General features: G+C 67.3%; 23 protein-coding genes. 8 read left to right on the top strand and 15 right to left on the bottom strand.

Translation table 11 applies throughout. The annotated features are described in order from the left end of the window. Positions 1-225: 225 nt before the first annotated feature. Both G0A00_RS09400 and G0A00_RS09395 read right to left on the bottom strand, forming a co-directional pair. Positions 226-684 (bottom strand): DNA polymerase III subunit chi, encoded by a 459-nt coding sequence (locus tag G0A00_RS09400; RefSeq protein WP_164181814.1) that lies wholly within the window; start codon positions 682-684, stop codon positions 226-228. Between the two features lie 67 nt (positions 685-751). Further along, entirely contained in the window at positions 752-2,224 is a 1,473-nt protein-coding gene (locus tag G0A00_RS09395) for a leucyl aminopeptidase (RefSeq protein WP_164181812.1), read from the bottom strand. Positions 2,225-2,386: 162 nt separating this feature from the next. Between G0A00_RS09395 and lptF the strand changes: the two genes are divergently transcribed. The 6 genes from lptF to rsmA all read left to right on the top strand — a co-directional run bounded on the left by lptF (position 2,387) and on the right by rsmA (position 9,889). Beyond that, positions 2,387-3,511, top strand: a complete 1,125-nt coding sequence (lptF, locus tag G0A00_RS09390) for an LPS export ABC transporter permease LptF (protein WP_164181809.1) — start codon at positions 2,387-2,389, stop codon at positions 3,509-3,511. Further along, entirely contained in the window at positions 3,508-4,602 is a 1,095-nt protein-coding gene (lptG, locus tag G0A00_RS09385) for an LPS export ABC transporter permease LptG (RefSeq protein ID WP_164181807.1), read from the top strand. Before lptF ends, lptG begins: the two co-directional genes overlap by 4 nt. Then, positions 4,599-6,767: an LPS-assembly protein LptD gene (locus tag G0A00_RS09380; protein WP_164181805.1), complete on the top strand. Its 2,169-nt coding sequence runs from the start codon at positions 4,599-4,601 to the stop codon at positions 6,765-6,767. The genes lptG and G0A00_RS09380 overlap by 4 nt, the downstream gene beginning before the upstream one ends. Further along, a complete protein-coding gene (locus G0A00_RS09375) occupies positions 6,758-7,996 on the top strand; it encodes a peptidylprolyl isomerase (RefSeq protein ID WP_164181803.1) in 1,239 nt (412 codons plus the stop codon). Before G0A00_RS09380 ends, G0A00_RS09375 begins: the two co-directional genes overlap by 10 nt. Further along, entirely contained in the window at positions 7,993-8,979 is a 987-nt protein-coding gene (gene pdxA / locus G0A00_RS09370) for a 4-hydroxythreonine-4-phosphate dehydrogenase PdxA (protein ID WP_164181801.1), read from the top strand. Before G0A00_RS09375 ends, pdxA begins: the two co-directional genes overlap by 4 nt. Positions 8,980-9,049: 70 nt before the next feature. Beyond that, positions 9,050-9,889, top strand: coding sequence for a 16S rRNA (adenine(1518)-N(6)/adenine(1519)-N(6))-dimethyltransferase RsmA (rsmA, locus tag G0A00_RS09365; RefSeq protein ID WP_164181799.1), 840 nt, complete (start codon positions 9,050-9,052; stop codon positions 9,887-9,889). 301 nt (positions 9,890-10,190) lie between these two features. Here the strand turns inward: rsmA and mltG are convergent, their stop codons facing one another. From mltG to G0A00_RS26360, 12 genes are all read right to left on the bottom strand, one after another. Next, complete coding sequence (gene mltG / locus G0A00_RS09360; RefSeq protein WP_164181796.1) at positions 10,191-11,351, bottom strand: endolytic transglycosylase MltG; 1,161 nt, start codon at positions 11,349-11,351, stop codon at positions 10,191-10,193. 1 nt (position 11,352) lies between these two features. Beyond that, complete coding sequence (fabF, locus tag G0A00_RS09355) at positions 11,353-12,612, bottom strand: beta-ketoacyl-ACP synthase II (RefSeq protein WP_164181794.1); 1,260 nt, start codon at positions 12,610-12,612, stop codon at positions 11,353-11,355. 93 nt (positions 12,613-12,705) lie between these two features. After that, positions 12,706-13,500, bottom strand: a complete 795-nt coding sequence (locus G0A00_RS09350) for a glycosyl transferase (protein WP_164181792.1) — start codon at positions 13,498-13,500, stop codon at positions 12,706-12,708. A gap of 88 nt (positions 13,501-13,588) precedes the next feature. Continuing rightward, positions 13,589-14,878 carry a DUF3422 family protein gene (locus G0A00_RS09345; protein WP_164181790.1) on the bottom strand — a complete coding sequence of 430 codons (1,290 nt, stop codon included), beginning with the start codon at positions 14,876-14,878 and terminating at the stop codon, positions 13,589-13,591. Positions 14,879-15,022: 144 nt separating this feature from the next. Further along, positions 15,023-16,099, bottom strand: coding sequence for a DUF1513 domain-containing protein (locus G0A00_RS09340; protein ID WP_164181788.1), 1,077 nt, complete (start codon positions 16,097-16,099; stop codon positions 15,023-15,025). 4 nt (positions 16,100-16,103) lie between these two features. Beyond that, entirely contained in the window at positions 16,104-17,099 is a 996-nt protein-coding gene (locus G0A00_RS09335; RefSeq protein ID WP_164181787.1) for an imelysin family protein, read from the bottom strand. Then, positions 17,100-18,644, bottom strand: a complete 1,545-nt coding sequence (locus G0A00_RS09330; RefSeq protein ID WP_164181786.1) for a di-heme oxidoredictase family protein — start codon at positions 18,642-18,644, stop codon at positions 17,100-17,102. It lies immediately after the preceding gene. Further along, on the bottom strand, positions 18,631-19,116 hold the full coding sequence (bfr, locus tag G0A00_RS09325) for a bacterioferritin (RefSeq protein WP_164181785.1): 486 nt from the start codon (positions 19,114-19,116) through the stop codon (positions 18,631-18,633). The genes G0A00_RS09330 and bfr overlap by 14 nt, the downstream gene beginning before the upstream one ends. Next, positions 19,064-19,360, bottom strand: coding sequence for a bacterioferritin-associated ferredoxin (locus G0A00_RS09320; RefSeq protein WP_164181784.1), 297 nt, complete (start codon positions 19,358-19,360; stop codon positions 19,064-19,066). The genes bfr and G0A00_RS09320 overlap by 53 nt, the downstream gene beginning before the upstream one ends. Before the next feature lie 14 nt (positions 19,361-19,374). Continuing rightward, positions 19,375-20,634, bottom strand: coding sequence for an imelysin family protein (locus G0A00_RS09315; protein ID WP_164181783.1), 1,260 nt, complete (start codon positions 20,632-20,634; stop codon positions 19,375-19,377). Positions 20,635-20,688: 54 nt separating this feature from the next. Further along, positions 20,689-20,850: a hemin uptake protein HemP gene (hemP, locus tag G0A00_RS09310; RefSeq protein WP_083191255.1), complete on the bottom strand. Its 162-nt coding sequence runs from the start codon at positions 20,848-20,850 to the stop codon at positions 20,689-20,691. Next, complete coding sequence (locus tag G0A00_RS26360) at positions 20,850-21,026, bottom strand: hypothetical protein (protein ID WP_203595326.1); 177 nt, start codon at positions 21,024-21,026, stop codon at positions 20,850-20,852. Before G0A00_RS26360 ends, hemP begins: the two co-directional genes overlap by 1 nt. Before the next feature lie 214 nt (positions 21,027-21,240). Here G0A00_RS26360 and G0A00_RS09305 point away from each other — a divergent pair, with 214 nt between their 5' ends. Together G0A00_RS09305 and G0A00_RS09300 are read left to right on the top strand one after the other, a co-directional pair. Continuing rightward, positions 21,241-22,377: a metallophosphoesterase gene (locus G0A00_RS09305; protein ID WP_164181782.1), complete on the top strand. Its 1,137-nt coding sequence runs from the start codon at positions 21,241-21,243 to the stop codon at positions 22,375-22,377. Continuing rightward, complete coding sequence (locus G0A00_RS09300) at positions 22,374-24,998, top strand: ATP-binding protein (protein ID WP_164214200.1); 2,625 nt, start codon at positions 22,374-22,376, stop codon at positions 24,996-24,998. Before G0A00_RS09305 ends, G0A00_RS09300 begins: the two co-directional genes overlap by 4 nt. On the opposite strand, the gene G0A00_RS09295 is transcribed toward G0A00_RS09300, so the two are convergent. Continuing rightward, positions 24,995-25,606 (bottom strand): 2-hydroxychromene-2-carboxylate isomerase, encoded by a 612-nt coding sequence (locus G0A00_RS09295; RefSeq protein ID WP_164184082.1) that lies wholly within the window; start codon positions 25,604-25,606, stop codon positions 24,995-24,997. The two genes, G0A00_RS09300 and G0A00_RS09295, sit on opposite strands and share 4 nt — an antisense overlap. Between the last annotated feature and the right edge of the window lie 254 nt (positions 25,607-25,860).

Genomic DNA, 25,860 nt, shown 5'->3' with positions numbered 1-25,860 from the left:
GCGCGTCCGACGATGTAGCGCTCTTATAGGAAGTTTTCCGCCACCAAAGTGTAAGAGAGGTGACATTTCCGAGCAAATTCCGCCGAAAAAGTTTTAAATTTGATAATCTTTATATACTGTTGCAAATGCGCAAGTGTTTTTTCGCGCAGGGCGGGAAAGCGGATATATCCGAACACGTTAGGCGGAGAAAATCTGAAAATCCGCCAGTATCGCAGGAGGTGCCGCTCAGGATTCGGCCTTTTTCTCCCAGCGCCCACTTTCCTCGGACCAATATTGCGCCGTGCACCCTGCGGCGGTCAGCGCGCGCCACTGCCCACGGGCCTGTGTCAGCGCCCGCTCGTCCATACCGTCAAAGAGGATACAGACACGTTCCATCTGCGCGACCTCTTCGGCAGAGACCTCGGCACCATCCACCGACATCAGGCAGCTGGCGCCATTGGGCAGATCGGCGCGCTCGGTCAGCAGGATCGGCTGCTGCGCATCATGGGCGCCCCCGGCCCTGCCATGCGGCAGAAAGCCTTCTTCGGGCCCAAGCCACAGCCGCTCGTCCAGCCAGTCGAGCCGCCCCGGATCGACGCCGCGCACCGCCACCCGCCAGCCTGCCGCCAGAGATTTCTCCAGCAGCATCGGCAGCGTCTCCTCCAGCGGCCTCTGGGTGAGGTGATAGAACATCGCAACGCCCATGGCTCAGGCTCCGTGATCGGCGTGTGGAAGGGGCGCATGGAAGCGCAACGCGGCAGCGCCCATGATCTCAGCCCTCGGTCTTTTCGAAACGCTCGCGCACCAGCCGGTCGAGCGACAGCACGCCCCAGCCGGTCGCCCCGGCGGGCGCAAGCAGGGTCGGCGATTTGACCTTGGCGACCCCGGCGATGTCGAGATGGATCCACGGCACATCGTCGCGCACGAAGCGCTTGAGGAATTGCGCCGCGGTGATCGACCCGGCGGGACGCCCGCCGATGTTCTTCATGTCCGCCAGCGGAGATTTCAGCATGTCGTCATAGGCTTGGCCCAGCGGCATCCGCCACGCGCCCTCGCCTTCGGTCTCGGCGGCCTTGAGGAAGTCGCGGGCGAAATCGTCTTCATTGGCGTAGACGGCGGCATTCTCATGCCCCAGCGCAACGATGCAGGCGCCGGTGAGCGTGGCCAGATCGACCATCGCGGCGGGCTTCACATGCTCTTGCGCGTACCACAGCACATCGCACAGCACGAGGCGGCCCTCGGCGTCGGTGTTGAGGATCTCGATCGTGTCGCCCTTCATGGATTTCACGATATCGCCGGGCCGCATCGCGGTGCCCGAGGGCATGTTCTCGACCAGCCCCACAAGACCCACCACATGGGCGGGTGCCTTGCGCAGCGCCAGCGCCTTCATCACACCCGCAACCGTGCCCGCGCCGCCCATGTCCATGGTCATGTCTTCCATGCCCGGCCCCGGCTTCAGCGAGATGCCGCCGGTGTCAAAGACCACGCCCTTGCCGACCAGCGCCAGCGGATCGTCCTCGGCCCCCTTCCAGCGCATCACCACCATCTTCGACGGCGCGGCAGATCCCTGCCCCACGGCCAGCAGCGCGTTCATGCCCAGTTCGGCCATACGGGCCTCGTCCAGCACCTCGACCTCGACACCAAGCGCGGTCAGCGCCTCGAGACGGGCGGCAAATTCCTCGGTGGTCAGCACGTTGGCGGGCTCGCTCACCAGATCGCGGGTAAAGGCGACCCCTTCGGCCACCGCCAAGAGCGAGGTCGCGGCGGTTTCGGTCTGCTCGGGCTTCGAGCACAGGATGGTTGCCTTCGCCGGGGTCTCGGCGCTCTCGGACTTGTGATTGACCACCGCGTGGCCGCGCAGCGCCAGCGCCAGCGCCAGATGCGGCAGCCGCGCGGTGCTTTCCCCGACGATGGTCAGGGCCGCCGTGCCGGCGGTTTTCGCCAGCGCGGCCCCGGCCTTACGCGCCTCGGCAACGCTCGGACGGCGCTCCAGCTTCACGACATCCAGCGCCTCGGCGGCGAGGCCAGTCGGAAAGGCCAGAGTGATCACTTCACCCGCTTTTGCCTTTTCCCAACGGTCCGACTCCAGCAGCCGCGCCACGGCGCCCTTGGACAGACGGTTGAGGCGCCGGGCACCGGGGCTCATCCGGCCCTCGGCGTTGACCAGCAGCGCCAAGCGCCCTTCCCGCTCGGCCAGCCCATCCAGTTGCACCGCCGAAAATTCGAAACCGCGCAGCTCACTCATCCGCCGTCCTTCCCGTTGTCTGTCGTGTTTGTGTTTGTCTCCGAGTCCTAGTTCGCCGCAATCGGCTTGACCAGAGGCACCTTTTCCGACGATGACCGATCGTCTAGGGTCGTCGCCAAAGGAAAGCCGGGGGAAAATCGAGTGCAGAGATTCGACAGATACATGCTGTCGCAGCTCATGATCCTGTTCGGATTTTTCTCGCTGGTGCTGGTGATGGTCTATTGGGTGAACCGTGCGGTGAACCTCTTTGGCGACCTGATCGCCGATGGGCACACCGGCGGTATTTTCCTCGAGTTCACGCTGCTCAGCCTGCCCGCGGTGATCGGGATCGTGCTGCCGATCGCGGCCTTTGCCGCCGCCGTCTATGTCACCAATCGCGCCAGCAACGATTCGGAACTGACCGTCGTGCAGGCCGCGGGCTTCTCGCCGTGGCGCCTCGCGCGTCCGGTGCTGGTCTTTGGGGTGATCATCGGCGCGATGATGGCGGTGCTGACCCATGCGCTTGTGCCGCTGTCGATTGCCCAGTTGCGCGAGCGTGAGGCCGAGATCTCGGGCTCTGTCTCGGCGCGGCTGCTGCATGAGGGCACCTTTCTGCACCCCACCAAGGGCGTGACCTTCTACATCCGCGAGATCTCGCCCGAGGGCGAGCTGCGCGACGTCTTTCTGTCCGACCGCCGTCAGGAAGGCCGCGAGGTCATCTACACCGCGCGCACCGCCTACATTCTGCGCGGCGACACCGGCGACACCATGCTGACCATGGTCGAGGGCATCGCCGAGACGCTGCGCTTGTCGGACAACAGCCTGTCGACCACCACGTTCACCGATCTCACCTACGACATCTCTGGCCTGATCACCCCCGACCGCCGCCCCGGCCGCCGTGCGCGGCAGATCGGCACGCTGGAGTTGCTGACCGACACCGAAGCGGTGGCCGAAGAGGTCAACGACTCGGTCGGCGAGGTGCTGGAAGAGGCGCATATGCGCTTTGAGCAGCCGCTGCTTTGCGTTGTCGCGGCGCTGATCGGCTATGCGGCGCTGATGACCGGCAGTTTCTCGCGCTTCGGCGTCACCCGGCAGATCGTCGGGGCGATCTTCCTGCTGGTGCTGATCAAGATCATCGAAAGCGCGGTCTCGACCCCGGTGCGGGCCAATGGCGCGCTCTGGCCGCTGATCTACCTGCCCAGCATCGCCGGTTTCGCCATCAGCGCGCTGATGCTCTGGCGCGCCGCCCGCCCCCGCCGTCCCAGCGCCGCACGCCGTCGGCAGGCCGCTTCCGGAGCCGCCGCATGATCCTGCACTACTATTTCGCCCGCCGTTTCCTGAGGCTGTTCTTCGCCATCGGGCTGGTCTTCGCGCTGTTCTTCTTCCTCGTCGATCTGGTCGAGCAGCTGCGGAAGTTCGGCGAGAGCCAAGGCTTTGGACAGGTGGTTCACATCACCCTGCTGAAGCTGCCCGAGGGCGTTTACACGATCCTGCCGCTGGTGATCATCCTTGCGGCGATCTCGCTTTGCATCTCGCTGGCGCGCAGTTCGGAACTGGTGGTCAGCCGCGCCGCGGGGCGCTCGGGCCTGGCGGCGCTGATGGGGCCGGTGGGCGTGGCGCTGGTGATCGGCTGCTTCGCCGTGGCGATGGTCAATCCCATCGTCGCTGCCACCTCTAAGCGCGCCGCCGATCTTGAACAGGAATGGGACAGCGACGGTGGCTCGGTGCTGTCGATCGGCTCCGAGGGCCTGTGGCTGCGGCAGGGCGACGAGAACGGCCAGACGGTGATCCGCGCCAGCCGCACCAACCCCGACGCGACCGTGCTTTACGATGTCAGCTTCGTCTCCTACGCGCCGGGCGGCGGGCCGGACCAGCGCATCATCGCCGAGCGCGCCCGGCTGGAGGGCGGCGACTGGGTGCTGACCAAGGCCAAGACATGGCCGCTCAGCGGCGCGGTGAACCCCGAGGCCGCCTCGCTCAGCTACGACGAGATGCGCCTGCCCTCGAACCTCACCCAAGACGGCATCCGCGACCGTTTCGGCCAGCCCTCGGCGATCCCGATCTGGGAGCTTCCGGCCTTCATTCGCGGGCTTGAAAACGCGGGCTTCTCGGCGCGGCGGCACATCGTGTGGCTGCAGTCGGAACTCGCCCAGCCGGTGTTTCTGGTGGCCATGGTGCTGGTCGCCGCCGGGTTCACCATGCGCCCGGCGCGGCTGGCCAACACCGGGCTTTCGGTGCTCGGGTCCGTCATGCTCGGCTTCGGGCTTTACTACGTCAGGAACTTCGCGCAGATCCTCGGCGAAAACGGGCAGCTGAACCCGCTGCTTGCCGCTTGGGTGCCGCCTGTCGCCGCCTTGCTGCTGGCGCTGGGTCTGGTGCTTCAGATGGAGGAAGGATGACCCCCCACACCCGCCTTCTCGCGGCGGCACTGGCCCTTGGCCTGCCGCTCTGCGCGACCCTTCCCGACGCGCTGCGCGCCCAGACTGCCATCCCTCCAACCGGCGGCGAAGCAGCTGCGACGCCCGCCCTGCTGGTCGCCGACAGCGTCTATGTCGAAAGCGGCAACCGGCTGATCGCCCAAGGCAATGTCGAGGCGCTGCAGGACGGCACGCGGCTGACCGCCAGCCGTATCGTCTACGATCAAGAGGCCGACAGCCTGCAGATCGAAGGGCCAATCCGCATCACCGATGCTTCGGGCAACCTTATGCTGGCCGAGAGCGCCGAGCTTGAAGAAGGGCTGCGCAACGGCATCCTCAGCGGCGCGCGCATGGTGATGAACGAGCAATTGCAGCTGGCCGCCGTCGAGGCGCGCCGCGCCGAGGGCCGCTTTACCCAGCTCAGCCGCGTCGCGGTTTCCTCCTGTCAGGTCTGCGGCAAGGAAGAGGTCCCGCTCTGGTCGATCCGCGCGCAGCGCGTGGTGCACGACGAAGAGGCCAAGCAGATCTATTTCGAAGGCGCGCAGCTGCGGGTGCTTGATGTGCCGGTGTTCTGGGTGCCTAGCATGCGCCTGCCCGACCCCACGCTGAAGCGCACCCGAGGTTTCCTGATCCCGACGTTCCGAAGCTCCACGCTGCTCGGCTTCGGGGTCAAGCTGCCCTATTTCGTGCCGATCGGCGAGCATCAGGACGTCACGCTGACGCCCTATATCTCGCCCGTCACAAAGACGCTGGAGGCGCGCTATCGCCGGGCCTTCGCGCGGGGCGATCTGGAACTCAACGGCGCGCTCACCCGCGACACGCTGACCGATGACACCACCCGCGGCTATCTCTTTGCCGAAGGCACATTCGGGCTGCGCAACGAGTTCCAGCTTGATCTCGATCTCAAGATGGTCAGCGACGAGGCCTATCTGAACGATTACGACTATGAAGACCTCGACCGGCTGGGCAGCACCATCGAGCTGTCGCGTGCCCGGTCCGACGATCTGCTGCGCTTTGGGCTGTCGCATTACCAATCGCTGCGCGCCTCGGAAAAGGACGAGGAACTGCCGTCGTGGATTTTTGACGGGTCTTACGAGAAGCGGTTCTTCCCGGATCGCATCGGCGGCGAGCTGCGGCTCGGCACCGAGCTGCACGGGCATTACCGCACTTCCGACGAGGACATCATCGGGCGCGACGTGGCGCGGCTGACCGCCGAGGCGAGCTGGCGCAAGCGCTGGACGCTGGCGGGCGGCATCCGCATGGGCTGGACCAACAGCCTGTGGTTCGACCGCTACGACTACAGTCAGGACAGCAGCTCGGACAGCGACGTCTCGCGCGTGATGGGATCCACCGCCGTCGAGCTGCGCTGGCCGCTGATCCGGCGCGGTGCCGATGGCGCGCGCACGCTGCTCGAGCCGGTCGCGCAATACGCGCTGGTCGGCGGCACGCGGGTCAATATCGTCTCGGATGAGAGCACCCGTGTCGAGTTCGACGAGGGCAACCTGCTGTCGCTGTCGCGCTTTCCCGCTGCCGACCGGCGCGAGCATGGCCAGTCGGTGGCCGCTGGCCTGCGCTGGCTGCACGAGGCTCCCGATGGCTGGCGCGCGGGCATGACCGTCGGGCGGGTCTGGCAGGCGGATGTGGATGAAGACTTCAGCCGCTCGTCCGGTCTCGACAGCAGCCTGTCCGACTGGCTGATCGCCGCAGGCTTCAGCAATGACGCCGGGCTGACCATCTCGGCGCGCGGCCTGCTCGGCGGGATCACCGATTTCAACAAGGCCGAAGCGCGTGTCGACTGGAGCAATGCGCGCATCGATCTTGGCGCCTCTTACCTGCTGCTGGTGCAGGACCCCGACGAGGACCGCGACGAGACGCAATCGGAATGGTCGCTCGATGGCAGCTACCGCTTCGCCCGCAATTGGACCAGCTCGGCAGAATGGCGCTACGACCTTGCCGATCAACGGCTTGACCGCGCTGGTCTGGGCCTGCAATACCGCAATGAATGCGTCCAGGTGGATTTCTCGGTAACGCGCAAATACGCGTCCTCGAGCAACCTGGAACCGTCAACCGATTTCGGCCTTTCCGTCGCGCTGACAGGCTTCGGCACCACGGATAGCGCCAAGGAGTATCGACGCACATGCAAGTGACCCCCGTCCGCTTTTCGGCCCGCCTTCTCCGTTCCGTCCTCTTGGCGGCCGGTCTGGCGCTCGCTCCTGCCGCGCTGCCCGCGCAGGGGCTGTTCTCGCCCGCGATCACCGTCGACGAGATGGTGATCACCAATTACGAGATCCAGCAGCGCGCACGGATGATTGAGGTGCTCAACTCCGGCCAGAACCCGCAGCAACTGGCGCGCGAACAGCTGATCGACGACCGGCTGCGCATGCAGGCCGCCTCTGACGCGGGGATCACCCCCACCGACGAGGAAATCGAAGACGGGATGAGTGAATTTGCCCAACGCGGCAATCTCGGCCTCGATCAGTTCGTCGCCCTGCTGGCGCAGAACGGCGTCGACGAGCAGACCTTCCGTGATTTCGTCCGCGCCGGATACGCGTGGCGGCAGCTGGTGCAGGCGCGCTTTCAGGGCCGCGCGCAGGTGAGCGACGAAGAGGTCGACCGCGCGCTCTCGGGCACCGGCACCGGCTCGAACGTGCGCGTACTGCTGTCGGAGATCATCATCCCGATCCGTCCCGGCACCGAGGCGCAGGTGAACAGCCTCGCCGAGCGCATCTCGAACTACCGCTCGACCGCCGATTTCTCCGCCGCCGCGCGCGAGTATTCGGCCACCGCCACCCGCGGTGAAGGCGGACGGCTGCCGTGGCAGGATCTCAACGAGCTGCCCCCGGTGCTGCGCCCGCTGGTGATCGGTCTCGCCCCCGGTGAGGTCACCGCGCCGATCCCGATCCAAGGCGCCGTGGCGCTCTTCCAGATGCGTCAGGTCGAAGAGAGCGGCTATTCCGAACCCGAGATTGCCTCGATCGATTACGCCACCTACTACATGGCCGGTGGCCGCAGCGCCGAGACCCTCGCCAAGGCGCGGGTTCTGGCCAGCAAGATCGACCGCTGCGACGATCTTTATGGCATCGCCAAGGGCCAGCCCGCCGAGGTGTTGCAACGCCACCAGCAGGCACCTTCGGAGATCCCCACCGACATCGCCTATGAGCTGTCGAAGCTCGATGCGGGCGAGGTCTCGACCGCGCTGACGCGCTCGAACGGCCAGACGCTGATGTTCCTGATGATGTGCAGCCGCACGCCGGAGGTCACCGCAGATGCCGACCGCCAGCAGGTGAGCATCGGTCTGCGCAACCAGCGGCTCAACCAGCTCTCCGAGGCCTATCTCGCGCAGCTGCGCGCCAACGCGCGCATCATCGAGAAATGAGCCCGCACCGGCCCGCTCTGCCCCTCGCGCTGTCGTGCGGCGAGCCCTCGGGCATCGGGCCGGAACTGGCCGAGGCCGCGTGGCAGGCGCTTGGGGCTGAGCTGCCGTTCTTCTGGATCGGCGCGCCGCACCACCTGCCGGGCACTGTGCCGCATGTGATCATCGAGCGCCCCGCCGAGGCGCCAGAGGCCGCCACGCGCGGCCTGCCGGTGCTGGTGCAAGAGATGCCCGGGCCCCGCGTGCCGGGCGTGCCGCAGGCGGCGCAGGCCGCTGGTGTCGTCGCCGCCATCGAGCGCGGCGTCGCCCTGTGCCAGAGCGGTGAGGCCGCGGCGCTTTGCACCCTGCCGATCTCGAAGCAGGCGCTGGCGAGCGGCTGCGGCTTCGGCTTCCCCGGCCATACCGAATTTCTCGCCCATCTCGGCCATGTGCCCGAGGTGGTGATGATGCTCGCCTGTCCCGAGCTGAAAGTGGTGCCCGCCACCATCCATATCGCGCTCGAAGAGGTGCCGCAGGCGCTGACCGCCGAACTGCTCGAGGCGCGGCTGCGCATCACGCATGCGGCCATGGCAGGCTTTGGCATCGCCCGCCCGCGCATCGCCGTGGCCGGGCTCAACCCGCACGCCGGCGAAGGCGGGCGCATGGGCCGGCAAGAGATCGAGATGATCGCGCCGCTGCTGGACCGGATGCGCGCCGAGGGCTTGGATCTGATCGGCCCGCTGCCCGCCGACACGATGTTCCACGCCGCCGCCCGCGCGCGCTATGACGTGGCGGTCTGCATGTACCACGATCAGGCGCTGATCCCCGTAAAGACACTGGGCTTTGACGAGGGCGTCAATGTCACGCTCGGCCTGCCTTTCGTGCGCACCTCGCCCGATCATGGCACCGCCTTCGACATCGCGGGCAAGGGGCTGGCAAATCCCTCCTCGACGCTGGCGGCGCTGCGCATGGCCGCCGAGCTTTCGGCTGGCGCGGTCCCGGCGTAACGGTATAGAGGGGGCGCTGCCCCCTCGCCCTTCGGGCTCACCCCCGGCGTATTTGGAGAACAATGAAGACATGAGCGGTATCGACGGCCTGCCCCCGCTGCGCGAGGTGATCGCCACCCATCAGCTGAGCGCCAAGAAATCGCTCGGGCAGAACTTCCTGCTCGATCTCAACCTGACCGCAAAGATCGCGCGGGCGGCGGGCGATCTGTCGAATATGGATGTGCTGGAGATCGGCCCCGGCCCCGGCGGGCTCACCCGCGGGCTGCTGGCCGAGGGCGCGCGGCGGGTGCTGGCGGTCGAGAAGGACGCGCGCTGCCTGCCCGCGCTCGACGAGATCGTGCAGCACTACGAGGGCCGCCTCGAGGTGATCAACGGCGACGCGCTGGAGGTCGACCCACTGGAGCGGCTCACCCCGCCAATCGCCATCTGCGCCAACCTGCCCTACAACGTCGGCACCGAGCTGCTGGTGCGCTGGCTGACGCCGACCGACTGGCCGCCCTTCTGGTCGACCCTAACGCTGATGTTCCAGCGCGAGGTGGCCGAGCGCATCGTCGCGCAGCCCGGCTCGAAGGCCTATGGGCGGCTCGCCCTGCTGGCGCAATGGCGCTGCGAGGCGCGCATCGTAATCAGCCTGCCGCCCTCGGCCTTCACCCCGCCGCCCAAGGTCTCCTCGGCGGTGGTGCACCTCAGGGCGCTTCCGGAGCCGCGCTACCCCGCCGATGCCAAGACTTTGGAGCGGGTGGTCGCCATGGCCTTCAACCAGCGCCGCAAGATGCTGCGCGCCGCGCTGAAGGGGCTGACGACGGACATCGAGGACAAGCTGCGGGCGGCGGGCATCGAGCCCACCGAACGCGCCGAGCAGGTCTCGCTCGAGCAATTCTGCGCGCTGGCGCGGGTGCTGAAGGGTTGAACTTAAAGTAGCCTCGGCAGCCGGGCGTGCGCCGGACCGTGGGGTGCCGCCGCACCCAATGGCATGCGCGCTTTATGCCCGCCAAATCCGAAGCACATACGAACGTTTGGCGAGCTAGCCAAAGCGCCAGCCCGCCGGCCGAGCGGTCGTCCATCGCGCTTGGACCGATGGCGCCACGATGAACGACTGCTCGCCCGGCGGCTTCGCCTTGATCCCGGGCGTTTTCATACCGTGCTCTCATCCCAAAACGAAAAAGGCCGGGCATCGCGCCCGGCCTTTTCTTGTTCCCCACAGAGAGCGCTCAGTTGCCCTGAGCCTTCTCCGCTTCGATCTTGCGCCATGCGGCGACGTTGCGGTTGTGCTCGGCCAGCGTGGCCGCGAAGGCATGGCCGCCCGATCCATCCGCCACGAAGTACACATAGTCCGATTGCGCCGGGTTCAGCGCCGCCTCGATGCTGGCGCGGCCCGGGTTGGCGATCGGGGTCGGCGGCAGCCCGTCGATGACATAGGTGTTGTAAGGCGTCTCTTTGCGCAGCTCGGACTGGCGCAGCCCGCGGCCCAGCACGCCCTCGCCATTGGTCAGCCCGTAGATCACCGTCGGGTCCGTCTGCAGGCGCATGCCGCGCTCGATACGGTTGACGAAGACCGAAGCCACCATCGGACGTTCCTCGGCGACACCGGTTTCCTTCTCGACGATCGACGCCATGATCAGCGCCTCTTCGGGGCTGTCATAGGGCACGCCCTCGGCGCGGTTCTGCCACGCCTGCGCGAGGATCGCCTCCTGCGCCTGCTCCATACGCGCGATGAGATCGGCGCGACTGTCGCCGGGGCTGATCTCATAGCTGTCGGGGGCAAGCGAGCCCTCGGCGGGACGCTCGGCGACTTCACCGTCGAGCACGTCGATCTGGCCCAGTTCCTCGACCACTTTCCAGCTGGTCACACCCTCGGCCAGCGCCACGCGGAAGCGCGTGCCGACCTCGGATTTGATCGCCTCATAGCCCTCGGGGCGCGGCTCGTCGCTGGCGGGATCGAACTCGATGCGCTCCACATAGCGGCCGGTCTCGGGGTCGAGCTCGCGCACCTGCACCTCAGCGCTGTTGACGCCGATGCGATAGACCACCTCGGTGCCACAGGTCGACGCGCCGCCCTTGGTGACGATGTCGGTGATCTGCGTCATCGAGGCATGCTCGGGCACCAGATAGGACCCGGCCTTGAGCAGATCGGTCTTGTCGCCATAGTCGGCGCCGAGACGGAAGATCATGTCAGAGCTGATCGCGCCCTGTTCCGCGAGATCGTGCGAGACGCGGGTGAAATTCGAGCCGCGTTCGACCTGCAGGCACATGGGCTGCTCCAGCGGACCCTCGGCGCTGTACTCGTTCTGAGCCCAGAGCAGCAGCCCGCCGGCGAGGAACACCAGCACCACCAGAAAGGTCATCGCGTTGGAGGCGATGTTGCGCCACATATCAGCTGATCTTCCCGAAGATCACGCTCGCGTTGGTGCCGCCGAAGCCGAAGCTGTTGGACAGGGCGTAAGTCACCTTGCGCTCGCGCTTGGCGTTGGGGGCGAGATCGATGGGCGTCTCCACCGCCGGGTTGTCGAGGTTGATCGTCGGCGGCGCGACCTGATCGCGGATCGCGAGGATCGAGAAGATCGCCTCGATCGCACCGGCGGCGCCCAGCAGGTGGCCGGTGGCCGATTTGGTCGACGACATGGTGACGTTCTTGGCGTGATCGCCCAGCAGCCGTTCCACCGCGCCAAGCTCGATCGTGTCGGCCATGGTCGAGGTGCCGTGGGCGTTGATGTAGTCGATGTCCGACGGCTCTAGCCCGGCGGATTTCAGCGCCGCGCGCATCGAGCGCTCGCCGCCCTCGCCATCCTCGGAGGGGGCGGTGATGTGATAGGCGTCGCCCGACAGACCGTAGCCGATGACCTCGGCGTAGATCTTCGCGCCGCGCGCCTTGGCGTGCTCGTATTCTTCCAGCACGACGATGCCCGCGCCCTCGCCCATGACGAAACCGTCACGGTCGGCATCATAAGGACGGCTGGCCTTCTGCGGATCGTCGGCGCGCTTGGTCGACAGCGCCTTGCAGGCGTTGAACCCGGCGATGCCGATCTTGCAGATCGCTGCCTCTGCGCCGCCCGCGACCATCACGTCGGCGTCGCCGTATTTGATCAGCCGCATCGCGTCGCCAATGGCGTGCGCGCCGGTCGAGCAGGCGGTGACCACCGAGTGGTTCGGGCCCCTGAAGCCGTATTTGATCGAGACCTGACCCGAAATGAGGTTGATCAGCGCGCCGGGCACAAAGAACGGCGAGACGCGGCGCGGGCCCTTCTGCTCCATCATCACGGCGGTGTTGGCGATGGAGTTGAGGCCACCGATACCCGAGCCGATCAGAACGCCGGTGCGCTCCAGATCTTCCTTGTCGGTGGGTTTCCAGCCGGAATCCTCGACCGCCTGCTGCGCGGCGGCCATGCCGAAGAGAATGAAGGTATCGACCTTGCGCTGCTCTTTCGGCTCCATATAGGCATCGGCATTGAACGTCCCGTCCGACCCGTCACCCAGCGGCACTTCGCAGGCATAGGTGGTGGTGAGCCCCTCGGTATCGAAGCCTTGAATCGGGCCAGCGCCCGACTGGCCGTCAAGAATACGTTCCCAGCTCTTTTCGACACCATCCGCCAGCGGCGTGACAAGCCCCAGCCCGGTAACCACAACGCGACGCATTGCTCTGCCTCTCTCTCAAGTTCGTAATGTTGACGCCGCTCTTACCGCGCGGGCGGCATAGTCGGCAAGCATAACGGTTAATCTTCCGAAGGATCAGGCCCAGTCTTGGCCGAGATCCGCGCGTGCCCGGTCGATCCAATGCTCGCGCAGCCAATCGCAGGGTTTGGAATGGCGGATCAGGCTGCCGTTGTAGCCCTCCAGCGCCTCGGACATCTTCGGGTGGCCGTGGAAGCAGACCACGCGCGCCACTTCCGGCAGGCGCGGCGCATGCAGCCAATTGCCCGGGAAGGGATTGCAGTCATACTTGAAGGACACAACCCAAGGCTCTGGGATATATGTAAAAACATCGCGATCCATCGCTTTGTGCGAGGTGTAGCGCTGCTCTGACCCGCGGGCCTTTTCGACCTCGGCATAGGCGCCCTTGGCAAGGTCTTCATAAAGAAACCCATGCTGCGCCGGATCGAAACGGAACACCGAGCCATGGCCGGTGGGCCGCCCCTTGCGCTTCTCGGTCCAGTCGTGACGCATGGCGATGGTGCCGGGCGCGAGATCGTGAATTTCGCCCAGCGGGCCGGTGATCACGACGTCGAGATCAAAGCCCAGAACCGGCCCTTCCAGATCGGGAACAAGTCCCGGGCGGAACAGCGAGACCTTGCGCATGGCGCCCTGCCGGTTGGCGACGGCCAGCGCGGCGGCCATGGGCTCGGCAAAGGGTTCGACCGGCAGGTCGATGATCTCGATATCGGGGTGCAGCCCCTCGGCGTGTTCGGTCATGCAAAAGAAGCGCACCGGGCGATCCATATGCCGCCGCACGCCGGAATACAGCCGGTTGACGTATTCCGGCCCAAAGGCGGTGCCCCATTTGATGCAGAAGATATTGGCGCGCATGGTGCCCTCCGAACGGTCTTTCCCGCGCTTTATCGCAAGGCGCGGGAAAGTGCCAACCTTTCGAGGAAAAACCGCCCGCGGCGGCGCGCTAGTGCCCTTCGACCTTGTGCCGGATGCGGTGGATCCCCAGCCAGACCAGCAGCACCACCGGCAGCACCGACATCGCGGTCAGCATGCCCTTCGAGATGCCCACCGCATCGGCGACGGGATAAAGCAGATAGCCCACCAGCGAGACCGCGTAGTAAGAGATCGCGACCACCGACAGCCCCTCGACCGTGGTCTGCAGTTGCAACTGCTGGTCGGCGCGCTTGTCCATGCTGGCAAGGATCTCTTGGTTCTGGGCCGAGCGTTTGACCTCCACGCTCGTCCGCAGAAGCTCGGCGGCGCGCATGGCGCGGGCCGACATGTCCGAGAGCTGCTTTTCGCTGCTTTTCACCGTGCGCATGGCGGGATCAAAGCGCCGCGCCATGAACTCGCGGAAGGTCTGCCGGCCTTCGAACCGCTCTTCGCGCAGCACCGCGATGCGCTGGCCCACCAGCGCCTCATAGGCCGCCGTGGCCGAGAGCCGGAAGGCGCTCTGCGCCGCAACGGTCTCTAGCTCGGAAGACACCCGCAGCAGCGCGCGCAGCGTATCCTCTTCAGGGGTGTCGCCATGGGTCATCTCGGTGGACAGCCGCGTCAGATCCTCGTCGATGCGGATCAGGTCCGAGCGGATGGCGGTGACACGGGTAAACCCGAGCATTGCCATGGTCTTGTAAACCTCGATCTCGCAGATCCGCTGCACCACGCGGCCCACGCGCCGGTCGCCGACGCCGGGGCTGACAAAGATGCCAAAGCGCTGATGTCCGGCCGGGTCGATGCGGAAATCGCCGCCCACCACCAGCGCATCATCCAGCATCCGGCTGACCGCCACGCTGTCGGCGACGAACCAATCGCTGAAGACGTCGTTCATCTGGTTTGGATCGGCGGGACGCCGCGCGATGCGGATCATCGCCGAGGTCATCCGCACGCCGGGGGCTTTCTCGAGCCAGTCCTCGGGGAAGATGCCAAAGTCGCGCGGATCAAAGGGCGTGTCGCCCAGCCCCGGCAGAAAGGCGGTGTAGGTGACGAACTCGGTGTGCAGTTCCCACTTGATCTCGGCCTTGCCGATCTTGCCCGAGTAATGCTTGGCGTCGGGCTGCGGATGCTGCGCGCCGTGACGGTCAAGCAGGTCGATGAGATGCGCCAGATCCGCGCTGCGATCGCGCGAGGCGGCGTCGCTGGGCCGCTTGATCGCCAGATAGATGGCGCGGCAGGGCGCCTCTAGCGATGGGAACGGCCTTGCGTGCAACTCATTGGCAAGCTGATAGCGCAGCGGGTGGTCTTGGATCGGCGGCATAGTGCAGGCTCCGGCAGTCTTTCTCTCGACAGTAGCCAGACACCTCGCGAAGTAAAGAAATTACGCAAGCGATTTCAGTATATTAGCGGAATACCTTTGTATACCGCACGAAGCACCGGCACCCTGCGATGCCAGTGCCCGCGTTCAGCCTGCGATGCGCACCAGATGGTTGTCCCACGCCACCTCGGCGCGGCGCAGCGCCCTCGGGGCGTCTCCGCGCAGTTCGAGGAGCCCGCCAAGCCCGTCGCTGGCGATATAGCCGCCCTCATGCGTGGCCAGACCGCAGACATCGGTCCGCGACACCGCGCCCAGGAAAGCGCCCGCCTCCGAGAACCGGTGGATGCGCCCACCGCGCGGCGAGGTGATGGCGATCTCCTGCCCATCTCCCGAAAAGGCGACGCTGCCCGCATAGCCGTTCATCGCCAGCTCGTCGGCCAGCGGTGCCTCGCAGAGCACCGGTGCCTCACCGCGGCGGTGCAGCCCCAGAAGCGGCGTCGCCGCCCCCGGCTCGCCCTGCCATTGCATGCAGAAGCCCACCAGCCCATCAGCGCGCAGTGCAAGATGGCGGATGGAGTTCTGGTGCAGGTCCTCCTCCAGTTCGACCATCTCCAGCAGCGTGCCATTCAAGCCGACATACGACAGGTTCGGCTTCATGCTGTCGATGTTGAGCTTGGTGCGGTCCCATGCGTCGGTCTGAATGCCGCCATTGGCCACCACAAGGCTCTGCCCGTCCGGCATCAGGCGCATCTCATGCGGGCCAAGGCCGTGGGTGGGGAAATCCGAGACACGTTTGTAGCCCGCCTCGACGTCCCAAATGCCGATCCGCCCGGCGCTGCCTTCGGCCTCCTGCTCGGAGGTGAAGAGCACGGTGCCATCGGCGGAAAACGCACCGTGGCCGTTGAAACTGTGGCCCTCGGGGGCGCTCAACTCGTGCAGCAGCGCGCCGGTGATGCAGTCGATGACCAGCGCATAGGTGCCCGGACGGCGGGCAAAGCCCACGGCCTCGGCGCGGCTGGGGTGGGCGCAGGCGGCATGGCCGCGCGCCGGCAGCGGCACGCGAAAGGCCTCGGCCCCATCGTCGCGCAGGCCGATCAGGGTGAAACTGCCGTCACCCTGTTTCGCGGCGGCCAGATAGGCCGGATCGCCCACCGCCGCCCAGCCCGTCGCGGGCGCGGCAGAGACGGCAAGCAGGCTGGCAAGAAAGCTGCGGCGTGTGGTCATGGCGTCAGTCTCCGTCTGCGGAATTGAACCCGGCGGCGATGCCGAGCGGCGCGCCCAGTTCGGCCTCGATGGCGTCCTTCAGCGCGCGCACCTGCTGCTGCACAATCTCCACATGCAGACGCTCCGACGGATCGCCCACCTGCTGGAACGAGGGGTCCTCGACCCGGCTCGCCACCTCACGCAATTGCTCCATGGCGGCATCGGTCACCGGCATCTCCCAATCGGCCAGCGCCTTGGCGAGCGCATAAGCACCTTCGGCATCGCGCAGCACGTTGCGCAGACTGCGCCCCGAGCGCCACGCCTCGGCGCGGGTCGGACGCGGGCGCTCGAAGCTGCCCAAGGGACGGCCAAGGCGGGTGTCGGCGGTGAACTCGAGCCCCGAGACCACCTGCGTGAAGAGCGCGCGCATCGCCTCATCCTCGGCGAGATAGGTGGCGTTGCCCTCTTCCCCGGCGGTCAGCAGCACATTGGCAAAGCTCTCGGTCCAGCCGGTTTCCAGCGCTGCCGCCTGCCGCGCCAGATCGCGCGTCATCGTCTGCACCAGCGTGCAGGCGTAGCTGCCCTGCGCGTAGCCAGAGAACTCCTCGTCGTAGAGCATGAACTCCAGCGGGTAGAGCCCGCGCACCGCGATCGAGGCATCGGCAAAGGCGGCAGGATCGGTGCCCACCGGGTCTTCGGACGCGATGAAGCGCGACAGCGTCTTGGGGGTGAAGCCCCGGCTGTCGGGCCAGAAGGCCACCGGCAGCGCGCCGGTTTCCGACGGGCCTATGTGAATGTCGGCCAGCGCGTTCCAGCGATCAAAGGCGTGGTTCCAAGGATCGCGCAGGCTTGCGGCGGTGCAATCTTGCTCGGCAGCCTCGGCCAGCGTCGCAGTGGCCTCGGCGAAGGCCTTGAAGCTGGGCAGGATCTGCTCGGAGAGCGCCTCGGGCACCCCGGCGTGAAGCGGGCCACAAAGCGGACCTGCGGCCAGCACGGCGCAGAGGGTCAGACGGTGTTTCATTCACAAACTCTCCAGATATCGGATCAAGGCCGCGCGGTCCGGCGGCGCCATGGACACCACCCGCGCGCGCTGCGTTTCGGCCTCGCCGCCATGCCAGAGGATCGCCTCCAGCAGGCTGCGTGCCCGTCCGTCGTGCAGGAAGGTGGTATGACCGCTCACCCGTTCGGTCAGGCCGATGCCCCAGAGCGGCGCGGTGCGCCACTCGCGCCCCGTGGCGCGGCCCTCGGGCCTGTGGTCGGCCAGCCCCTCGCCCATGTCGTGCAGCAGCATGTCCGAATAGGGCCAGATCAGCTGAAAGCTCTGCTCGGGTTGGGCGTCGAGCCGGTGGGTGACGAATTTCGGGGTGTGGCAGGCTGGGCAGCCGGTCTCGTAAAAGACCTGCTTGCCGCGCAGCACCTGCCGATCGTCCGCATCGCGCCGCGCGGGCACGGCAAGGTTGCGGCTGTAGAAGGTGACGAGATCGAGCGCTTGCTGATCCGCCTCGAAGCCGCCATGCGCCTCGCTATCGCCGCCGGGCGCGGCGCGGCAGACCTCCTGCGCGGCGGTGCAATCGCCCCAGACATCGGGAAAGAGCGGCGTCGAGATGCCGATGTCATGGGCAAAGGCCGAGGCCGACTGCTCGCGCAGCGTCGCCATGCCCGCCTTATGGCCAAAGCGGCCCAGCATGGCTGCGTCATATTCCTGCGACCAGACGATCGCGGCGCGGCCAGAGATGCCGTCGCCATCCGCATCCTCGGGGTCGGCCAGCGCGAGGATGTCCTCTGCCGGGATCGCCTCGAGCAGGCCAAGCCCGATCATCTGCGGGGCCACGCGCGGGCTGAGCATCGCGCCTTTTGCAAGCGGGCCATAGGCGAGGTCTTCGGCGGCATAGCTGGGCGCGCGCAGCACGGCGGTCTCGCCACCCGAGAGCGGCACCTCGACCTCTTCATAGGAGACCGAGAACCGCGCCTCGGCGCCCTGCCCGACCGTGCCGAAATCCTGTATCTGCGTGCCGTAGACCGGATCGGGCGCCGTGGCGATCCACTCTTCGATGGCGGGCATCTCCGCCTCGGGCGCGGCAGGCACCGAGACCCGCAAGAAGATCGACACCGCGCCGTCATTCGGCCCCGCGGGCGGATGGCCGCGCCCGTCCTTCAGATGGCAGTTCTGGCAGCCGCGCGCGTTATAGAGCGGCCCCAGCCCGTCCGAGGCCAGCGTCGACGAGGGCGAGGAGACCCAGAGCTTGCGGAACAGCCCATTGCCGACCTTGAAGTCAAGCTCGCGGTCGAACTCCATATTGCCCGAAGGCTGCGAGAAGGCATCGGCGTTGCGTCGGACGCGCACGGTGGCGGCACCGCCGGGCAGATCCTCGAACTTCTCGGGCGCGCTGAAATCCTGCGGCAGAGCCGTCACGGCGGCGATGCGGGCGGCCTCGGCTTCGGTGCGGGGAATGATGTTGAGGTGCAGATCGCGCAGCGCTGCGCCGGGGCCCGGCGTATCGGCAGCGGCTGCAGCGGATGCGCCGCCCAGAAGGGCGGCGCAGAGCGCGAGGTTACTCGGCTTCATCCATCGGCATGGCGTTGATGACCGCATAGCGTTCGGCACCGACCCGGTCGTAGAGTTCCAGTTGCGTTTCGAGGAAGTCGATATGACCTTCTTCGTCGGTCATCAGCTCCTCGAACAGGTTCTTGCTCACATAGTCGCCCACCGACTCGCAATGCTCGCGGGCTTCTTTGTAAAGCGCCCGTGCCTCATGCTCGGCAGCGAGGTCGCATTCAAGGGTTTCTTTCGGATCCTGACCGATCCGCAGCGGATCGAGCTTTTGCAGGTTCGGATGCCCGCCGAGGAAGATGATCCGGGTGATCAGCTTGTCGGCGTGGCGCATCTCTTCGATGCTTTCCTCGCGGCTTTTCTTGGCCATGTGACCAAGACCCCAGTCTTCCTGAAGGCGATAATGCAGCCAATACTGGCTGACCGCCGTAAGCTCAGACCGGAGTGCCTTGTTGAGATACTCGATGACCTTCTCGTCGCCCTTCATATCCGTCTTCCTGTGGTTGCGCGCGACGCCGGAGGCCGCGCAGGTGCATGGGTACCTCCAGATTGTCGTTGCGTCGCATGGTTTGCAAGAAGAGCGGCATGCAACCTCCGCAATCGGCTGCTTTTCCCAGCGCGTGATATATTTTTCCGGGCGTGATGATCGTCTGCGGGTCAGCTTGACGCATCCAGTCGATCGCGGCGTGAATGTCGCGGTCAGAGATACCCATGCAGTGGCAGACGATCATCGCTTCGGTCCTTCTTACTGGAAGACGGCGTTGGGGTTGTCGAGGCTGTCGGAGCCTTCGAACTCCATGTCCTCAAGCTCGAGCGCGGTGACGATGCGCTCGATGGTGCGGGTCTGGTCGATGAGACCGTCGACGCCGCCCATGATCAGCGCCTCGCCCTTCTCGTTGCCGGCCTCGAGCATCTGATCGTAGCTGAAACCACCCTCGGCTGCGGTCTTGATCTCGCCGAGCGCCACCATGGTCGCGTCGAGCTTGGCCTTCATCTCGGTGTCGAGATCTCCCGAAGTTTCGGCCACCAGATCGCTCAGCGACGGGCCCGAAACGACCGAGCCGTCAACGCGCTCGTACTGGCCGAGATAGACGTTCTGGATGCCCTTGCCGTCGTAGAAATGCGAGTTGTGGGTGTTGTCCGAGAAGCAGTCATGTTCTTCCTCGGGATCGTTGAGCATCAGGCCAAGGCGCATACGCTCGCCCGCCTGCTCGCCGTAGGAGAGCGAGCCCATGCCGGTCAGCATCATGACGATGCCCTGATCGGCATTCTCCGACACCGCCTCGCGCGCGGCGCCGCCCTCGGCCCAGTTGGCGGCCATCTCTTCGAGGTCGGACACCAGCAGGTCGGTCGCGGCGGTCAGATACTCCGCGCGGCGGTCGCAGTTGCCGCCGGTGCAGGCGTCGCCGGTGACGTAATCGGTATAGGGACGCTCACCCGCGCCATGCTCGGTGCCGTTGAGATCCTGTCCCCAGAGCAGGAACTCGATGGCGTGATAGCCGCGCGCCACATTGGTTTCGATGCCGTCGGCCTCGTTCAGCGTGTCGGCGATCAGCTCGGGAGTGATTTCCGACGCGTCCACCTCGGAACCTGCCAGTTCCAGCGTCGAATTGGCGATGACGTTGGACGCGGCGAAGGGGTTCTCGTCGGTGGCACCGCCGTAGGTCTCGTCGACGTAGTCGATCAGACCCTCGTCGAGCGGCCATGCGTTCACCTTGCCTTCCCAGTCATCCACGATCGGGTTGCCGAAGCGGAACACTTCGGTCTGCTGGTAGGGGTTGCGCGACGCGAGCCATGCGTCGCGGGCGGCGGCCAGCGTCTCTTCCGACGGCTCGGCCACCAGCGCGGCGACCGCCTCTTGCAGCGCCTTGGCGGTGGTCAGGCTGTCCTCATAGCCTGCCTGCGCGATGTCGGCGTAGGTGGACACCACCTCAGCCTTGTCGGTGGCGGCCAGCGCCGGTGCGGCAATGGTCAGCGCAAGTACGGATGTGGTCAGGAATTTCATCTCGGTCTCTTCCCTCGTGGCTTGTTATTTTTTGATGCGGCTAGCGGGGGTGGATCACTTGGTCAGGATCAGCTTGCCGGCCTTGGTGATGCGCAGCGTGTAGATCTGCCCGTCGAGCTCGATCTCGGCCAGATTTCCGGCTTCGGTCAGCTGACGCGCGTCGTGGCGCGGAATTGCGGGCTGCACGGCATCGGCCTTCAACCTGTCGATCATCATTATCTCACTCCTCGTGCGGTACGTGCCTTGTCCCCGTCCCGGGATGTCTCGACCCGGTCGATGAGCGCCTCGAAAGTCGCGTCGATCGGCCAGAGACCGCCAAAGACCATATCCAGAAGCTCAGCGCGCATACCGCGCGCCGATACTGCCTCGGAGGTGCCGATGTCGCTGTGCATTCTGGAATCCTCGTCCCTGCGTTCCCGGTATCGGCTTCCCCGCAGGATCCGCGGAGTGGCTGGCTTGCGGTCAAAACTGAGCAAATGAATCGGATTTGTCAATCCGACAAATTCCGTCAGATTTCACAAACCCGCGCAACACCGTGCGGATTCCCGCCCTGTTCGCGTTGCGTTCGCTGTGCAGATGCGCGATCACTTGCGCAAAGGGGAGACAATGGCCGAATTCCGCTTCATCCACAGCTCGGACCTTCACTTGGGCCGGCGCTTCGCCGCCATGCCCGAAGAGATCCGCCCGCATCTCGCCGAGGCCCGCCACGGTGCCATCGCCCGTCTGGCCGAGGCCGCCCGCGCACATGGCGCGGCGCATGTCCTGCTCGCCGGGGATGTCTTCGACACGCCCACGCCCAGCCCGCGCGTTCTGGTGCAGGCGCTCAACGCCTTTGGGGCCGAAGAGGCGCTGACGTGGTGGGTGCTGCCCGGCAACCACGACAGCCTCGGCGCCGAGGCGCTCTGGGCCGAGGTCGCCGCCCGCGCTCCGGCGAATCTGCGACTGCTCGACCGCGCCGAGCCGGTAGAGATGGCCGCCGGGGTCTGGCTCCTGCCCGCGCCGCTGCCGCGCAAGTTTCCGGGCTATGATCTGACCGGCTGGATGACCGGCGCCGAGACGCCCGCGGGCGCGCTGCGCATCGGGCTTGCCCATGGCGCCGTGCGCAGCTTCGACGAAGAGGATGCGCGGGTCGACGAGGTGATCCCGCCCGACCGGGCCGAGACGGCGCGGCTCGACTATCTCGCGCTTGGCGACTGGCACGGGCAGATGTCGCTGGGGCCGCGCACGTGGTACGCGGGCACGCCCGAGCGTGACGGCTTTCGCCACGAGGGGCGCGGCGCCTGTCTTGCGGTCACCCTGCCCGGCCCCGGCGCGGCGCCTCAGGTCGCTGCCGTCGACACCGGGCTTTACCATTGGGCCGACACCGAGCTGAGCCTGCTGCCCGGCCAAGACGCCGCCGAGGCCCTGACCGAAGCGCTGCCCGAGGGCCGCGCGCGCCGCCGCGATCATCTGCTGCGCCTGCGCGCCACCGGCCGCACCACGCTCGCCGGACGCGCCGCGCTCGAGGGCGCTGCGGCGCAGGCGAGCCCCGACTTCGGCTATTTCGAACTCGACACCTCGGCCTTAGGCACCGAACACGAGTTGTCGGATCTCGACGCCATCGACCGCGCCGGGGCACTGCGCATCGCCGCCGAGCGCCTCGCCGAGGCTGCCGAAGACACCGCCACCACCGAGCGCGACAGGCAGGTCGCCAGCGCCGCGCTCAACCGGCTCTACGGGCTCTTGCAGGAGGGTGAGGCATGAAGCTGCGCTCGGTCACGCTTTCCGACATCCGCCGCTTTTCCCGACCGGTCACGCTGCAGGGCTTCGGTCCGGGGCTCAACGTGCTTTCGGCCCCCAATGAGGACGGCAAGTCGACGCTATTCGACGCGCTGCAGGCGCTGTTCTTCGTGCCCCACCGCAGCCGCGCCAAAGAGGTCACCGCGCTGCGCCCCCATGCGGGCGGCGCGCCCACGGTGTCGGCGGAGATCGAGCGCGACGGTACGGTCTTCCGCCTCACCAAACGCTGGTTCTCGCGCGCCATGGCAGAGGTCCATGAGGGTGCCAAGCTTATCGCCAAGGGCGAGGCTGCCGAGGAATGGATCGCCGCGCTCACCGAAGCGCCGGAACAGGGCGGCCCGGCGGGGCTGCTGTGGGTACGGCAAGGGCTGGTGGCGCTTGATCAGGGCGAAAAGCGCGAGCAGGACAATGCGCAGCGCGCACGCCGCGATCTTCTTGCCTCGGTCGCCGGTGAGGTCGAGGCGCTGACCGGCGGGCGCCGGATGGACCGCGCGCTGGCGGCCGCCGAAGCCGCGCTGGCCGAACTGGTCACCGCCTCGGGCAAGTCCAAGGCGGGCGGCCCGCTGAAGGCCGCAGAGGATGATCTGGCCACACTCACCGAGCAGCAGGCCGAGCTTTCGCGCACCGCTCAGGCGCTGGAACGGGCGATCGACGAGCGGCGGCGTCTGCGCGGCGAATTGGCCGAGCTACAGGACCCCGAAGCGCAGGCGGCCCGCGAAACCCGTCTCGCAGAAGCGCGCGCCGCCTATGATGCCGCCCGCGCCCATGCCGACCGCCAGCAGCGCGCCGAAGAGCAGGTTGCCGTGCGGCAGGCGCAGCGCGACAGCGCCGCCGAGAAATCCGCCGCCCTCGCCCGCGCCCGCGCCGCCGCCACCGAGGCCGAGGCGCGCCTCAAGGCGCTGCGCGAGGAAGAGGAGGTGCAGGCCGCCGCCGCGCTGACCGCGAAACAGGCCTTGCAAGGCGCGCGCGAGGCCCGCGAGGCCGCGCGCCAGACCTTCCAGACCGCGCAGAAGGATCAGGCGGCGGCGCAGCAGGCCGCGCTGCTTGCCCGCACCCGCGCCGACCGCGCCGCGCTGCAAAAGCGTCTGAGCGAGGCACGGGCGCTGGCAAAGGCCGAACAGGACGCGCTGAGCGCCGCCCGTCACGGCCCGGACGACACCGCCTTGGAGCGGCTCGAGGCCGCCGCCTCGGAACTGCGCGTCCAGCGCGAGTTGCACGCGCGCAGCGCACCGCGGCTGCGGCTCGACTACCTGCCCGGCGCGCCCGAGGTTTTGCTGGACGGCTGTCCGCTACCCGGCGGCGAAGAGCGCCCGCTGCAGGGCGACACTGCGCTTGATCTGCCGGGCCTTGGCACCCTGCATCTGAGCCCCGGCGCGGTGCAGCAAGGCGATGCGCTCGAGCGTGCCCGCGAGGCGTTCGACGCGGCTCTGGCCGCGACCCATTGCGCCTCACCCGAAGCCGCCCGCGATGCCGCCCGCGCCCGGCGCAAGGCCGAGGCCAGCCTGCAAGAGACCCGCGCCGCCCTGCGCGGGGTCGCACCCGACGGTCTGCGCGCCATCGAGGTGGCGCTGGCGGCGCTGCCCGATGGCCCGAGCGAGAGCGCAGACACGCCCGCCGCCCCCGACCCCGAAGCCGCCGCTGCCGCGCTGCAGGCCGCCGAAGACGCGCTCGCCACCGCCGAGACAAAGCTCGAAGCGGCGCGCAGCCGCGACGAGCAGGCGCGCATGTCCGAGGTCCGCGCCCTCACCGCGCGCGAGGCCGCCGAGGCCCGGCTCGCGGACCTGCAGGCCACGCTGCCCGAGGACCCGGAAGCCGCCGCTGCCCCGCTGGCCGAAGCACTACAGCAGGCCGAAGACGCGCTGACCGCAGCCCGCGATGCCGCCGCTGCGCTGGCCGGCGAGGCTCCGGATCTGCAGAGCGCCGAGGCGACGCTTGCCCGCGCGCAGGCGGTGCTCGATCAGGCCGCCAAGCGCCAGCGCGAACTGGCCGAGCGGCAGGCCGCGCTCGACACCGAGATCAGCCTGCGCGCCGGGGAGGGTGTCGAGGAGGAACTGGCCGCAACCGAAGAGCAACTGACCCGCGCCCGCGCCCGCGCCGAGCGCTATGGGTTCGAGCGCGACACGCTGCTGCTGCTGAAAGAAACGCTGGAGACCGCCCGCTCGGAGGCCCGCGAGCATTATTTCGAGCCGGTCACGCGCGAGCTGACACCGCTGCTGCGGCTGCTCTGGCCCGAGGCCGAACTGGTGTTCGACGAAGACAGCGCCCTGCCCCGGGCTCTGGCGCGCGACGGGCTCGAAGAGCCGATGGAGGTGCTCTCGGGCGGCACGCGCGAGCAGATCGCACTGCTGGTGAGGCTGGCTTTCGCGCGGCTTCTGGCGCGCGGCGGGCGGCATGCGCCGGTGATCCTCGACGATGCGCTGGTCTATACCGATGACGCGCGGATCGAGCGGATGTTCGACGCGCTGCACCGGCAGTCGGGCGATCAGCAGATCCTCGTGCTCACCTGCCGCCAGCGCGCCTTCCGCGACCTTGGCGGCCAGATGCTGACCTATGCGCCCGGAGAATTGCCCGAGGAGGCGCGCTAGGCCGCGTCGCGCTGCAGCGCCGCGCGCAGGCAGTCGATCTGATCCTGCCCGTAATAGCGTCTGCCGTGCAGCACATAGGTTGGCGAGCCAAAGACCCCCGCGTCGATCGCACCGTCGGTCACGGCGGTGACCGCATCGCGCATCTCTTCGGTCTGCGCCCGCGCAAGGATGCGCCCGCCGGGCAGATCGGCGGCTTCGAAGGCTTCCTGCAGATCGCCCGGATCGGCGATGTTGCGGTGCTCGGCCCAGACCCCGCGCAGGCAGGCGAAGGTCACCGCATCCTGATCGAGGCCAAGCACGCCTGCGGCCAGAATGCAGCGGCAGGCAAGCCGCGGATCGGTGGGCCAGCTTGGCGGCATCGCCTCCATCCTCAGACCGCGCAACCGCGCGAGGCGGGCCTGTTGCTCGATCCTGTAGCTGCGGCGGGCCTCGCCATGCTCGTAAGGTGGCGTGACCCCGGCGGCGGCATAGACCCGCGCCATGTCGAGCGGCAGAAAACGCACCCGCGCCCCGGAGTGCCGCGCCAGCGCCATGAGATCGTGATGCCCAAGATAGGCGTAGCCCGACATTGGCGCGAAATAATAGTCAATCACGGGCTCGGCGGGCATGGGTGGGCGCTCCTGGTTTCGGTCAGCTAGCCTGGGTCAGCTCAGAGGGGCGTCCCGCGGGGCCATGGCACAAGCGCCGCATCAAGGCGCTTCGCCCGGGCGTTGCACGCGGGGGCCGATCCCTTCAATCAGGACAAATCCCGCGGATTTGGTCAACGCAGCCAAAGGGCTTGATGCCCCGCCATGCCGCGCCGCGGCGGCCACCGGCAGCTTCCCGCCAGTGGCAGAGCGCGAACGCCTGCATTATTCGCAAT

The sequence above is a fragment of the Salipiger sp. PrR002 genome, assembly GCF_010500775.1.
In the GTDB taxonomy this organism is placed as follows: Bacteria; Pseudomonadota; Alphaproteobacteria; order Rhodobacterales; family Rhodobacteraceae; genus Salipiger.
Note: the sequence above shows the minus strand (reverse complement) of the source record. Positions and strands in the feature narration are given on the sequence as shown.